Origin of the sequence: Nocardia sp. NPDC056564 (genome assembly GCF_042793755.1) — a bacterium.
Lineage (GTDB): Bacteria > Actinomycetota > Actinomycetes > Mycobacteriales > Mycobacteriaceae > Nocardia.
The window spans coordinates 213730-226898 of record NZ_JBHTUR010000006.1; the positions used below are offsets into that span (position 1 = coordinate 213730).

At 69.7% G+C, this 13169-nt stretch carries 9 protein-coding genes; 5 read left to right on the top strand and 4 right to left on the bottom strand.

What is annotated here, in order from left to right; all coding sequences use genetic code 11:
- Positions 1-46: 46 nt before the first annotated feature.
- Genes ACFQ9K_RS18075 through ACFQ9K_RS18085 form a run of 3 tightly spaced genes read right to left on the bottom strand, consistent with a single transcriptional unit; the run spans position 47 to position 2089 of the window.
- A complete protein-coding gene (locus ACFQ9K_RS18075; protein ID WP_378983365.1) occupies positions 47-1123 on the bottom strand; it encodes a hypothetical protein in 1077 nt (358 codons plus the stop codon).
- Positions 1124-1132: 9 nt separating this feature from the next.
- Positions 1133-1612 carry a hypothetical protein gene (locus ACFQ9K_RS18080; RefSeq protein WP_378715512.1) on the bottom strand — a complete coding sequence of 160 codons (480 nt, stop codon included), beginning with the start codon at positions 1610-1612 and terminating at the stop codon, positions 1133-1135.
- Positions 1613-1633: 21 nt separating this feature from the next.
- Positions 1634-2089, bottom strand: coding sequence for an ester cyclase (locus tag ACFQ9K_RS18085; protein ID WP_378715509.1), 456 nt, complete (start codon positions 2087-2089; stop codon positions 1634-1636).
- 326 nt (positions 2090-2415) lie between these two features.
- Here ACFQ9K_RS18085 and ACFQ9K_RS18090 point away from each other — a divergent pair, with 326 nt between their 5' ends.
- The 5 genes from ACFQ9K_RS18090 to ACFQ9K_RS18110 all read left to right on the top strand — a co-directional run bounded on the left by ACFQ9K_RS18090 (position 2416) and on the right by ACFQ9K_RS18110 (position 9440).
- Complete coding sequence (locus ACFQ9K_RS18090; RefSeq protein WP_378983368.1) at positions 2416-5028, top strand: AAA family ATPase; 2613 nt, start codon at positions 2416-2418, stop codon at positions 5026-5028.
- A 122-nt stretch (positions 5029-5150) separates the two neighbouring features.
- Positions 5151-5963 (top strand): adenylate/guanylate cyclase domain-containing protein, encoded by an 813-nt coding sequence (locus tag ACFQ9K_RS18095; RefSeq protein ID WP_378719330.1) that lies wholly within the window; start codon positions 5151-5153, stop codon positions 5961-5963.
- 124 nt (positions 5964-6087) lie between these two features.
- Positions 6088-7449: a hypothetical protein gene (locus ACFQ9K_RS18100; RefSeq protein ID WP_378719331.1), complete on the top strand. Its 1362-nt coding sequence runs from the start codon at positions 6088-6090 to the stop codon at positions 7447-7449.
- On the top strand, positions 7449-8819 hold the full coding sequence (locus ACFQ9K_RS18105) for a PQQ-binding-like beta-propeller repeat protein (RefSeq protein WP_378719333.1): 1371 nt from the start codon (positions 7449-7451) through the stop codon (positions 8817-8819). The genes ACFQ9K_RS18100 and ACFQ9K_RS18105 overlap by 1 nt, the downstream gene beginning before the upstream one ends.
- Before the next feature lie 78 nt (positions 8820-8897).
- Positions 8898-9440 carry a VanZ family protein gene (locus ACFQ9K_RS18110; protein WP_378719335.1) on the top strand — a complete coding sequence of 181 codons (543 nt, stop codon included), beginning with the start codon at positions 8898-8900 and terminating at the stop codon, positions 9438-9440.
- Here ACFQ9K_RS18110 and ACFQ9K_RS18115 read toward each other — a convergent pair.
- Positions 9406-12738, bottom strand: coding sequence for a BTAD domain-containing putative transcriptional regulator (locus ACFQ9K_RS18115; protein ID WP_378719337.1), 3333 nt, complete (start codon positions 12736-12738; stop codon positions 9406-9408). The two genes, ACFQ9K_RS18110 and ACFQ9K_RS18115, sit on opposite strands and share 35 nt — an antisense overlap.
- Positions 12739-13169 lie beyond the last annotated feature (431 nt).

The following is a 13169-nucleotide window of genomic DNA, read 5'->3' on the forward strand; positions in this document are numbered from 1 at the left end:
CATTCGCCGTTTCGGCGATCTGGTGCGGGACTCGGCATCGGGGCGGTCAGGCGGAGGGCCGGCTCCAGCGTCGTGCCAATTCGTCGAGCCGGTCGCGGATTCGCCGGATTCGTTTGTCCGGCGGTGTCTTCCACGCGAACAGCGAGACCGACAGGGGATTCAATCGGGTGCGCGCGGGGTGCGGGGCGTCCGCGCGTTGGAGAATGCCGCCGAGCTCGGGGCCATAGCCGAGATCGACCACGATCTGGTCGGCGCGGTATTCGCTGCGGGCGACGAACGGTCGCGCCGCCAGCGCGGCGATCTCGGGGAGCGAGCGCAACAGCAGGGTCGGCGCGAGGCCGATGATCACCGTGGCCGCCGCGAGCGTCGGGCAGGCGACGAGTATCCGGCTGAACACGGTCCATCCGACTCGGAAAAGCCGAGAACTCCGCTCGGGCATCCGGCGTGCGATCGCGTCGCCGACCGCGACCAGGCCCAGACCCGACAGCAGGGCCCGTTCGATCCACACCACCGGCAGGTTGTAGTGCCGGAAAGTCAACTGCCAGAATGCCGCCCGCCCCTGAACCCGCTGTGCGAGCTGATGCGCGAGCGCCGCCTCCACCTCGCGCGGACGCAGCCGCCGCGGCGCTTCGGGCGGCAGGGTGATCATCCGGCTCGGCACCACGAACTGCCGGTCGGCCTCCTGCACCCACAGCGTGTACGACGCCGCGGAAACCCCGCCCTTGTGCGCGACCTTCTCCCACGCGGAACTCAGCGTGGCCTGCTCGTCATCGGTCGGCTGCCGCACCCGGAATATCCGCGGCAGCCAGCGTCGCGGCGGACTCCGGAAACACACCACACTCCACCCGAAACACACCACGAACCACGCCGCGGGCAACGCACCGGGAACGCCGACGCCGAGCGCGCGGCCGAGCCCGACCAGCAATACCGTCATCAACGCCGCAGACGGTATCGCAGACAACAGCAGCACAATCGATGCCCGTACGCGGTCGGCGTTCGACCGCCGGGCAACTGCAGTTCCGCCTGGGTAATTCGCCTTGGCGATCACTTCGGAGGTCATGCCCGACCGTACAGCGGATTCCGGCCACACCGTTAAACCGCCGGTGACCATCCGGTGGCTCACGGTGTGCCATCAAGTGCCAGGAATCGCCCGATGACCAGGGCCTTCGAGCGGATGTCCGGATTCCTCGGCCGTCGCGCCGGAGGTGTTCGTCTCACTCCGGCCCGGTCCGGCGTCCGTGCTGTCGTCCGTCCCGTAGCGCCTGCGCAGCAGATGGTGCGCGACCGCGAGGACGACGGCGGCGACCACGACGAGTGCGGCGAGGATCGGATCGATGTCCTTCGACAGGCTCGGCGCGGGATCCGGGCGAAGCCGCCAGATAGCAAGGGGGACAGCGTAAGTCGCGGCCAACGCGGCGGCGAACCAGCGCAGTGCGCGCAGCCGCGCGTCCCGCAGCGTGCCGATCAGCGCGATCGCCACCGGGACCACCGCCACCATGGCGAACTGGCCGATGATCAGGACCGGCACCGCCCAGGCCGAGAGGATGACGGACCGAGCGGCGGGATACCCAGCGTGGTCGGTTGCTGCACGCCGCGGTGTGCTGGTGAACATGTGGTTTCTCCTTCGAGCCGGTTAGAGCTGAACGCCGAGCGCCGCGAGCAGCACGTGCGTGTCCGAATTGACCCAGTAGTCGACGATCAGGCCCTGCTCGACGCGCAGAATGTCCGTTCCGGTGAACCGGATCGCGGTGCCCACCGGGGCGCTCGCGCCGGGGAACCCGCCGCCGTAGGTGCCGACGGCGATCCAGCGGAGCGCGAGCTGGTCGCGATCGATGATGGGGCCGACCTCCACGGTGAACACCAGCTCGGTGAACGCCGCGCGGATCTGCGCGATCCACCCGACCAGACCGTCCGGCCCGCGCACCGCGCTCCCGTCGCCGCCGTCCAGTATCGAAGCGTGCACGCCGAAGTCCGGCGCGACGATATCGCCGACCGCCGCGTAGTCGCCGTTCCACAGCGTCAGCCAGTCGGCTACCAGTCGCTGGTCGGCGCGCGCCGTGCTGGCCGGGGTGGTGCTGTTCTGTTCCATGGCGAACCTCAGATCACGTTGTCGGAGTTGCGGTTTCGATAATCCGGGTAGACGCGGTCCGGCCGTTCGAGATAAGTCGCCGATCGCTTTCCCCTGCCGATGAGTTTCGTGCCGACGCCGACGTACTCGCGTCGGTAATTCCTACCTATTACCTAGGGCGTGCTGCCGCCTGCGGCAGCCGTGATGAACGTGCCGAGTACCGGTCGCACGTGTGGCGACCGGGGCGGGGTGGCGCGGGGGCGGTGGGCAGGTCAAGATCGTCGGGTGATCCAGAGGTACTGCGCGGCGCGGCGGGCGTCCGGGCCGAGGGTCGGCGAGGGACGGTCGTGAGCTATCTGGTCGGGCGGTCCGTGGAAACGGCGCGGCTGTTCGCGCTGCTGCAGGAGGCCCGCGAATCCCGCGGTGGGGCGGTGGTCGTGCTGGGGGAGGCCGGCATCGGCAAGAGCTCCCTGTTGGAACACCTGGCCAAAGCATCCTCGGGGTTCATGGTCATGCGCGCCTCCGGCGCGGAGTTCGAAACCGAACTGCCGTATTCGAGCCTGCATCAGCTATGCGCCCCGGTGCTCGAACACCTGGACGCGCTGCCCGCCCCGCATCGCACCGCGCTGCGGATCGCCTTCGGCATGGAGACCGGCACACCCGACCCGTTCCTGGCCGGCGCGGCGGCCCTCGGCCTGCTGGTCGAAACCGATCGACCGCTGCTGTGCCTCGTCGACGACGCGCAATGGCTCGACCATGCCTCGGCGCGCGCGTTGGCCTTCGTGGCGCGCCGGATCGGCGCCGAACGGGTGGCGCTGGTCTTCGCCGCGCGCGAAGCCCGCGCCGCGCTGGAGCAACTGCCGCAGCTGAACGTCGAGCGGCTGAGCGAAGCCGAGGCGCGTTCGGTGCTGATCCGCGAGATGCCCGCCTCGGTGGACGTGCGGGTGCGCGACCGCATCCTGGCCGAGGCCCGCGGCAACCCGCTGGCCTTGGTGGAACTGCCGCGGACCGCGGGCCTGTCCGGCCTGGCCGGCGGTTTCGACCTGCCCGCGCCGCGCGTCGCCGAACGGAGTTTCCGGGCCCGCCTCGCGCAGCTGTCGCCCGAGGTCCGGCTGCTGCTGACGGTGGCCGCCGCCGAACCGGTCGGCGACCCCGGCCTGCTGTGGGCCGCGGCCGCGCGCCTCGGCATCGCGGACGCCGCCGCGGGCGAGGTACCGCTGGTCGAATTCGGCACCCGGATCCGGTTCATTCATCCGCTGGCCCGCTCGGCGGTGTACCACGCGGCGACCGCCGCCGAACGCCGCCGCGCGCACGGCGCGCTGGCCCAGGTGAGCGACCCGGTCGCGGACCCGGACCGGGTCGCCTGGCATCGGGGTCTGGCCAGCGCCGGTCCCGACGAGGCGGTGGCCGCTGCGCTGACCCGGTCGGCGGACCGCGCCAGGGCCCGCGGTGGGCAGGCCGCCGCGGCGGCGTTCCTGGAGCGGGCGGCCGCGCTCACGCTCGACCCCGGCAGTCGAGCCGAGCGGGTACTCGCCGCGGTCGAGGCGAAACTGTCGGTCGGCGACTTCGGCGTCGCGGCGGAACTGCTGTCGACCCTGGACGCCGAGGATCCGCGGGTCGACCTGCTGCGCGGCCGAATCTCGTTCGCCCGCTTCCGCGGTGAGGACCAGCCGACCGATCACCTGCTCCGGGCCGCCGCCAAGCTGGCCGGCCGGGATCCGGTCCGGGCGCGCGAGTGCTACCTGGACGCGATCGAAATGGCCACGCTCACCGGCGGTCTCGCGGCGGTGGTCGACGCCGCCCGCACCGCGCCGCCCGGTCCGGAGCCGCCGACGAGCGCGGACCTCATCCTGGACGGCATGGTCGCGCTGATCACCGAGGGGCATCAGGCCGCCGCGAAGCTGTTGCCCGCCGTCGTTGCCGACGGTGCCGACCCGGCCTGGTCCAGGTGGCCCTCGCTCGGATATCTACTGGCCCTGGAGTTCTGGGCCGGCGAGGCCATGCGCGGCATCGCCACCAGGGTCACCGAGTCCGGTCGCGAACTCGGCTCGTTCCACCTGCTGCCCATCGGCTTGGCCATGCTCGCCACCGTCACCGCGCACGCGGGCGACCTCGGCGCGGCCACCGCGATGATCTCCGAGGAGGAGGCGATCGCGGAGGCCACCGGCGCCGCCCCGCTCGTCTACCCGCGAATCCACCTGGCGGCGTTGCGCGGTAGGCGCGCCGAGGCGGCGGAGCTGTTCGCCGGCGTCGGTCCGCACATGTCCTTGAGCGTGCAATACGCCACCGCCGTCCTGCACAACGGCCTCGCCGACTATCCGGCCGCCCTGCGGGCCGCCGAACGAGCCGTCGCCGCGGGCAGCCTCGGGACGGCGGGCCAGGCGCTACCGGAACTCGTCGAGGCCGCGGTGCGCTGCCACGAATTGCCCACCGCGCGTGCGGCGCTCGCGTCGCTGGCCGATCGGACCGGCGCGGGCGGTCAGCCGTGGGGTCACGGAGTCGAAACGTACGCAAGAGCTTTGGTGAACGATGACGAGGACGCCTACCGAGAAGCCTTGTCGCTGTTGACACCCGGCAATCCCGTCTGGGCCGCCCGCGCCCACCTGATCTACGGCGAATGGCTGCGCCGCCAGGGCCGCCGCCGCGACGCCAGAACCGAACTCCGCCTGGCGCACGAGGCGTTCTCCAGTTTCGGCGCCGAGGCCTTCGCCGGCCGGGCCGCCGCCGAACTCCGCGCCACCGGCGAACAAACCCGCAGCCGATCCACCGACACCGCCGAAACCCTTACCGTGCAGGAGATCCACATCGCCCGCCTGGTGGCCGACGGCGCCACCTCCAAAGAGGTGGCCGCCAAACTCTTCCTGAGCCCGCGCACCGTAGACGCCCACCTACGCAACATCTTCCGCAAACTGAGCATCAACTCCCGCAGGCAACTGCGCGACCTCCCCGCCATCCGATAGCGTCGCCCCCACACTCGCGGCCTGCCCGACCATCGGTCCCGCGAGTGCCGGACCGCGCTGAACCCGCTCCGGTCGGCTAGGGTCGGATGCGCTCTGGCCGACCACTACCCGCGACGGATCCCATGATGATCGAGCTCGTACTCGCTGCGGTTGCCGCGCTGGAGGCCGTCGGTCTGGTGGTGTTGTTCGTGCTGCTGACGCGCAGCCGCCGCGCGTTGGACGAGCTGCGTCGCAAGGTCGACAGCAGGCAGCTGCTGATGATCAGCGGCAAAGAGGCGGTCAGGACCGTCTGGGATACCGCGAATCTGTTGCGCAAGAAGGGCTTCCGTGGCGCGGTGCTCACCTCGATCGAGAATCTGGCGGGCTGGGCGCAGGTTGAACGACCGGACCTGGCCGGGCTCACGCCGGACGGGCACGTGGTGATCATGTTCTCCGACATCGAGGGCTCCACCGCGCTCAATGAACGGCTCGGCGACCAGGCCTGGGTCAAACTGCTCGGCCGCCACGACCGGTTGATCCGCAACTGCGTCACCAAGCACGACGGGCACATCGTGAAGAGCCAGGGCGACGGCTTCATGATCGCGTTCGCCGAGCCCGAGCAGGCGGTGCGCTGCGCGCTCGGCATCCAGGGCGCACTCGGCAACGGGTCCAAACCCATTGGCCGCGAACGTGTCCGGGTGCGCATCGGCATCCACATGGGCAAGTCCGTCCGTCGCGGCGACGACCTGTTCGGCCGCAACGTGGCCATGGCCGCCCGGGTCGCCGGGCAGGCGAACGGCGGGGAGATCCTGATCAGCGAGGCGGTGCGCGAGGCCGTCGCCGACGAACCGGACATCGCGGTGACCGACCGGCGCGACGTCGAACTGAAGGGCCTGCACGGCATCCATCACCTCTACACCGTCGACCGCGCGCGCTCGGCGCAGCGGCCTCGGTAGTCGGCACCGGATCAGCACGAAAGGGTGACCTCGATGCCGGCCCGGTTCGCCCATGCCGAATCATGGACGGGTTCCGCGGGTGGCAGACCGCATCCGGACTCGACGGGCAGGGGCGAGACAGCAGATGGACAGTGGCGAGGATCGGGACGAGCGGGAGCCGTCGCCGAGAATGACCGGCTGGACGGTAGCGCTGATCTGTGTGGCGATCGTGGCCGGTGGCGTGATCGTCGGCGGGTTGCTGCACAGCCGGGAACCGGAGCTGACCACCGCGCCGGTGGTTCCGTCGACGACCACGGCTCCGCCTGAGGTCGACAGTTCCTACATCACTCCGCCGGTCGTGTACCCCGTGGACATCCCGGGGTGCGCGGTGGTCGAGCCGCCCAGTTCGGGTCCGTTCCGGTCGTTCATGGCGGTGGAACCTCGGGACTACGACAACCCTGCCTATCCGTGGTTCTCCGCCGCCAAAGCGGTGGCGATGTCGCAAGCGCTGCGCGACGCGCTCCCGGATGCGGTGGATGTCGGGTTCGCGCCGGTCGAGGATTCGCTGCTGTTCGGGCCGATCTTCGATCCGCCCACCGATTCCGGCGACAGGGAGGTCGCTGCGGGCTGGACCACGGCCCACGGGCCGCTGCTTCGGGACGGCAAGCCTGGGCAGCTGACGGTGTCGGTGAAGCAGTCCGGTGCTCCGGTTCCGCCCTGTGTGGCAGGGGATCTCGATGAACGCCGTCGTCTCGCCGACGGCACGACCGTCGACGTGCACGACACCTGGAGCGAGAGCCGCGGGGTTCGCATGTTGTCGCGGTCCGCGCACGCGTACCTGCCCGACGGCACCGTCGCCACCGCCAGCGCGACCGATGACCGCACCGACGGCAGCGGCCATTCCGGCACGGTGCCGCTGTCCGTCGACGATCTCGCCGCGGTCGCCACTGCTGCCGGACTCCGCGTCACCGCACCGGTGCCACCGGGCACCCCGGGTGTGCCGGAGACCTGTCACGGCGCTTCGGATGGCAGCGGCACGATCGACGCGGCCGCCGCCCACCGGCTGGATGCGGTGCTGGCGGGCATCCCGTTGGCCGGCCTCACCTTCGATCGGCCCCTCGGCCAGCTGCGACCGTCGGAGTTCGGCGCCGGCGGGGTGTGCCAGGCCGTGCGGGTGACTACCCCCGGTCGGCAATCGTTGCTGAGCATCGCGGTCTCCGTGGGACAGCGAGTTCCGGAGACCGTTGCTTCCGGGCCCGCCGGTGACCGCGTCCGGTTTCGGCAACTGCCGGACGGAGCGGTGGCGGAGAGCCGGGAGTCCCGGTCGACGAAGTACGCGAACGAAGCAGGCGCGCAGCCCATTCCGGAGATCGACCGCACCGTCACGGTCACCCGCCGGTCGGGCACCCAGGTCCGGGTGAGCTCCTCCGCCGAAGGTGGCGCCGACGCATTGCCGCTCGATCAGTTGGAGGCAATCGCCACCGACCCGGGCCTCGAGCTGCGCTGATGTCATCCATCCCTGGCCTGCGCGGCCTGATTCTCGCGGCCACCGCGGCGGTGATCACCAGTGCCGGAGCGGTTTTCGTCCTGATCCAGCCGGACGACACGACGCGCAAGATCACCGGCACCGTCGACGCGGCGCCCGGACTCGCCTGGTCGGTCGCCGCCGCCACCGACGGGAACGCGCAGGCGGAGTTCCGTAATCCGGTGGGCGGTACCGAGTTCGATATCGGCAGTTCGGGATTCGTTGATGCCGGTGACACCCTGGTCACCGTGATCGGCACCGCTCATGGCGGTATGGCCCTGCGGGATCCGACGATGGTCGGTATCGATGCGACGACCGGCGCGGTGCGCTGGCGCACGCCCGCCGCGGACCTGGGTGGTTGCGGTAGCGTCCCCGTCGACGGGCGCCTCGTGTGCTTCGCCGCCCCGGCCACCGGTCGAGGTGCCCTGGTCGGGTACGACGTCGACAGTGGCGAGATCACCCGGACGCCAACGGATTGGCTGGTTTTCGCGCTCGCGACCACCGCCGATCGGGTGTATGTCGCCGAGGGCGATGTCGAATCCGACGACGTCCGAGTGCATGCCGGAACCCTCGCCCGGCCCGAGGCGACCTGGTCCCGCGCGTTCCCCATGGGCGCCTCCTGGGAGGACGTCTCGACCGACGCGCTGGATGTGGCCCACGGCCAAGGCCTGCTCACGCTCGGCGGCCAGGTCGCGGGATTCGACCTCGGCACCGGCGAGCCCACCTGGACCGCGGACCTCACCGGCTGTGGCGGCACCGAGGCAACGAGCCCGGCGCTCGTCGTCCGGACCGCCGCCGACTGCTCCGGTCACGGGATCACCGGCACCGACCTGCTCGACCGGACCGGACGCGTGGTGGCGGCCAGCGATATCCCGGCGACCCACTCGCTGTCGCTCGACCGACCCGCCGACGACACCATCCCCGTCCTGCTCGGCGACGGCGCTCGCGATCGCCACACCGGAACGCTGGTGTGGACCAATCCGGACCTGGTCGCCATCAACGGCACCGCGATCGCCGTCCTGGGCGACGTCGCGCTGCTCCGAGATGACTTCGCGCACAAGATGTCCGGTCTGGACATGCGTACCGGACGCCGGCTGTGGCAGATCGATACCCAGCGTTCCGGCACCGCGGACGCCTGGGACGGACACGTCGTCATCCTCTCCGACGCCACCGGCCTCTGGGCGCTCGATCCGAAGACCGGCACGACGAGGTGGGACATCCCATACCGCGCCGTGCACGACACACCCGAAGCCATCACCGGCGGTGGGCAATTGGGCGCGCGCGGCAACGGCCGCTACGTCTACGCCAGCCCCCATACGATGATCGGCCTGCGCCCCATCGACTATCGATAGGTGTAGCCGCGGTGTGGACCGTGTCGATGGTTGGCGGAGCCGGTTTGCGGCACAGGGTATTCGGGTGAGACTGGCGACGTGAACGAGACCTGGACGGACTGGGGCGGCGTCGTGCTGGCCGCGATCGCCGCGATACCGATCGCCGCGGTCGCGGCGTGGTGGCTCGCGCGGCGCCGCGGCCGGCGCGCGGCGTGGTGCGAGGTCGGCATCGTGGTGGGCACCGCGCCATGGCTGTGGATGATCCTCACGCCCAAGGGAACCGGGCGCTCCCTGAACCTCGTCCCGCTGCGCGACCTCGCCGAGCAGTTGGCCGAGCATCGAGTCGTCGAACAGTTCGGTGGAAACCTACTGGTCTTCGCCGCGCTGGGCTTCCTGCTGCCGATCCGCCTGCCCTGGTTCGCTCGTCCGTCGCGCGTCCTGCTGGCCGGCGCGGCCGCCTCGATCGTCGTCGAGACCCTGCAATTCACCCTCGCGATCGGCCGCCACTCGTCGGTCGACGACGTTCTGCTGAACGCCGCCGGCGCCCTGCTCGCGAGTCTCCTCTCGCGATCGTGGTGGGCGCGGCGCGACGCGGCGTCGCCCTGCCTCACGACATCTCCCGATCGACCATCGCGGCCATAGCCGACGCACGCAGCGCCGGTGTCATGGTGGTCCGGATCAGGTCCGCGGCCCGGCGGAACTCCGCCGACTGCGTCTCCGCGGTCCTGGTCGCCGTGCTGGCGAGGAACGTCGAGTCGATGCTCGCAACGTGATTGGCGATCCGCTGGGTCTCCGGGATGCCCAACCCGGCCGCGATCGTCAACGCCGCCTTCCAGCGCTGCCGGGCCACCGAGAAGCGCGCCGAGCAGTAGTGCACCGTGGCGATCGCGTCGTTGGCCAGCACCTCCTCGTACGGCGACCCGGACGCGTAGGCGATGTGCAGCGCCCGCTCGTACTGTGCGAGCGCTTCTCGATACTGCCCCTTTCGGCGATGCACGTCGCCGATCCCGAGATGCGTGCAGCACTTGAGGATCAGGTCGTTGTTCCGGTCGGCCCGCGCCGACGCGGTCCGGAATCCGTCCAGCGCCAGATCGAACTGCTTGAGCGCGCAGTACACATTGCCGACGCGGATCGAGAAGTAGTTGTGGAACAACGTATTCGACGGCATCGGCGACAGCGCCTTGCGCGCGTCCTCTAGGTGGGCGAGGGCATCGTCGTAGCGGCTGATCCGCATGTCGGTGTCGCTCAGCCGCATCAGCGCACAGGCCCGCAGATACGGATCGCCGGTCTCGTCCGAGACGCCTACCGCCTGGCGCAGGTAGTCGAACGCGTCGTCGTAGTAACCCATCCGCTCGTGCACCTGCCCCAAGCCCTGTAACGCGTAGCCCTCCATGAACTTGTCGCCGCTCCACCGCGACAACGACAGTGCCTGGTGGTATCCCATCAGCGCATCGCGATACCGGCCCTGCCGGAAGTAGACCAACCCGCTGTGGTGCATAGCCCTTGCGGCACTGGCATAGTCGTTCATGCCGTGGGCCAGCCGCAGCGCGTCGTCGAGCACCACCAGGGCCTGCCGGCAGTGCCGCATCCGCCACAGCGTGTACCCGAGATTGACCAGCATGCGGCACTCCTCGGCCTGCTCGCCGCTGTCGCGCGCGACCTCGACCGCGTCGAAGTGCAGCGTGATGGCGTCATCGGAGCATCGGAGTCCGGTCACGTAGGGCCACCAGAGGATTTCGGAGAACAGCCGCGTGTAATCGGACCACCGCCCCCTGGTCGCTTCGCGTGCAATAGCGAGCAGATTCAGTCGTTCGCTGTGCAACCAAGCCACGCACTCCTGATGACCGGCGAGCGTGGGTGTCGGTGTTTCCGGCATCGGCAGGTCGGCGATGCGGCTCGTTCGATCGGGCAGAATCCGGCTGCCCACCGCCCAGGCGCAATACCGGTAGTAGTCGAACAGCCGGGTCAACGCGGCGCCGTATTCGGGATCCGACGCCTGCGTCAGGGTCGCGGCATAATCCCGCACCAGGTTGTGGAACCGGTACCGTTCGGGCACCACCTGTTCCAGCAGATGAACATCGACCAGCGCTTCGAGCAACTGCTCGGCGGCAGCTATCCCGATGTCGGCAAGAGCGGCAGTGGCATAGGTGTCGAAATCACGACCGGGGTGCAATCCGAGCAGCCGGAACGCGGTTTGCTGATCTACCGGCAAATCATGGAAGCTGGCCGAAAGCGCGGCCGCCACACTGCGCGAGCCCGCGGACAGGTGGTCGAGTCGATTGGTGGGTTGCCGCAGTCGCTCGGCCAGCCGATCGATCGGCCAGACTGGTCGTGCCCGCAGTCGGCCGGCCGCGATTCGGATCGCCAGTGGAAGGTATCCGCACAGTCGAACTGTTTCCTGCACCGCGTCGGGTTCGGCCATTGCTCGGTCGTCGTTGACGATGGTGGTGAACAACGTGGTTGCGTCGGTGCGTGAGAGCACGTCGAGGGAAAGTGTGGTGGCGACCTCTAATTCGACCAGTCTGCGTCGACTGGTGATCAACACCAGGCAACTGGGCGTACCGGGCAGTAGCGGCCGAATCTGGTCGGCATCGGCGACATTGTCCAATACCAGCAATGCCGCCCTGGTCGCGATCTCGGTGCGCCACAACGCCGCTCGCGCGTCCAGATCGGGCGGTATCGACTCGCTCGGCACGCCCAGCGCGCGCAACAGTCGCTCCAGCGCCACCATCGGATCGAGGGGCGTGCTGTCCGCGGCGTGTCCGTGCAGGTCCAGATACAGCTGGGCGTCCGGAAAGCGGCCGCTGAGCTGGTGTGCCGCATGGATGGCCAGCGTCGTCTTGCCCACGCCCGCCATCCCGTCGATGGCCTTGATCAGCACGGTCGGACGGACCGCCGCCGGCGGTATGTCGGTGAGCAGCCGCGCCATCTCGCCCTCGCGCCCGGTGAAGTCCGCGATATCGCCGGGCAACTGGTTCCGGCTGGCCACCACGTCGGGGCGCGGCTCGGTATTGCCGCTCAGGACCGTCGAGTCGGTAGCGGAAACGCCGTCCGCGGGCGGGTCCTGGGGCGGAAGCTGGTCCAGCCCGGTGAAATCCGCGACGCTGTAGACGGATTCATTCCGGCCGGCTCGCGTCCTGGTGGCCTCGGGCGGCGGCTCGATCTCGTCGCGCAGGATCCGACGATGCAGCTCACGCAGCTCGCGTCCGGGCTCGATCCCGATCTCGTCGGCGAGCCTGCGCTGCGCGTCCTGGAAGACCATCAGCGCCTCGGCCTGCCTGCCGCAGTGGTAGAGGCCGAGCATGAGCAGCGTGCGGAACCGCTCTTGCAGCGGATAGGAACTGACCAGCGGCGCGAGTTCGGCCACCGCCTCGGCGTGCTGGCCGCGCGCGAGCTTGATTCCCGCGCGGTGCTCGAGCGCCGCCAGATACCGCTCCTGCAACCTGCGGCGCTCGGCCTCGATGGTCGGTCCGGCCAGGCCGCTGAACGGCTCACCTCGCCACAGCGCGAGCGCGGCATCGGTGTGCGAGGCCGCCGCGGCCAGGTCGCTGTCGCGCCGGCAGCGCTCGGCCGTCGCGATCAGCCGGTCGAACGCGACGTGGTCCGACAGCGACGGGTCGCCGTGCAGCACGTAGCCGGTATCCGCGCGGACCAGTGCGGGTTCGGCGACCCGGCGGCGCGGCGCGAGGACCCGGCGCAGGCGGCTGACGTAGGTCTGTACACCGTTGCGCGCGTCGCTCGGCGGGTGTTCGCCCCACACCCCGTCGATAATGGCATTCACCGAAACTGGACGGTTCATTTCCAACAGGAGGGCCGCAAGGACCGCCTGTTGTTTCGCTGGACCCAACTCGATTTCACGGTCATCACACCATGCCGTGAACGAGCCGAGCACGCCGTATCTGATCTGTGTTTGCGCCATGGACAAGCCCTCCTGAACCATGTGCTGCCAGCGCTGAGCATAGGTGGCGCAGGACGTGTCACATGCCGGATCGGGCGATAGTTACCACTTTGACCAGTCATTTACGCACTAGTACAGCGTCAGTTATGCAGACTGCGACATCCTGATCGGGTGTGCGACAGCATGATTCGGGGGATACGAGTTCATCGGCGGTCGACCGGCTGTCCGGTGTGCCGCCGTGCGCCCGATCATGGGCAAGCGTCCAGTTGGTGTATCGAGCAAACGGTGCACCAACTGGACCGCTGTTGTGTCGTGCTGCCGCGGGTCGCGGACGGGGTTGGCGCTCACGGGGATTCGGGGTGTGCGGTGTCGTCGGGCGATGGGTGTGCGGGTGGTCGGTGGCACCGAGAGCTATGTCCCTCGGTAACCAGATCGGTACCGCCCGGCACAGGTGATAAGCGAGGGAGTTTGCC

Excerpts from the sequence above, each read along its gene's own strand:
- ACFQ9K_RS18095 (WP_378719330.1), top strand. The coding sequence starts at position 5,151 with ATGATGATCGAGCTCGTACTCGCTGCGGTTGCCGCGCTGGAGGCCGTC.
- ACFQ9K_RS18085 (WP_378715509.1), bottom strand. The coding sequence starts at position 2,089 with ATGGAACAGAACAGCACCACCCCGGCCAGCACGGCGCGCGCCGACCAG.
- ACFQ9K_RS18115 (WP_378719337.1), bottom strand. The coding sequence starts at position 12,738 with ATGGTTCAGGAGGGCTTGTCCATGGCGCAAACACAGATCAGATACGGC.
- ACFQ9K_RS18080 (WP_378715512.1), bottom strand. The coding sequence starts at position 1,612 with ATGTTCACCAGCACACCGCGGCGTGCAGCAACCGACCACGCTGGGTAT.
- ACFQ9K_RS18105 (WP_378719333.1), top strand. The coding sequence starts at position 7,449 with ATGTCATCCATCCCTGGCCTGCGCGGCCTGATTCTCGCGGCCACCGCG.
- ACFQ9K_RS18100 (WP_378719331.1), top strand. The coding sequence starts at position 6,088 with ATGGACAGTGGCGAGGATCGGGACGAGCGGGAGCCGTCGCCGAGAATG.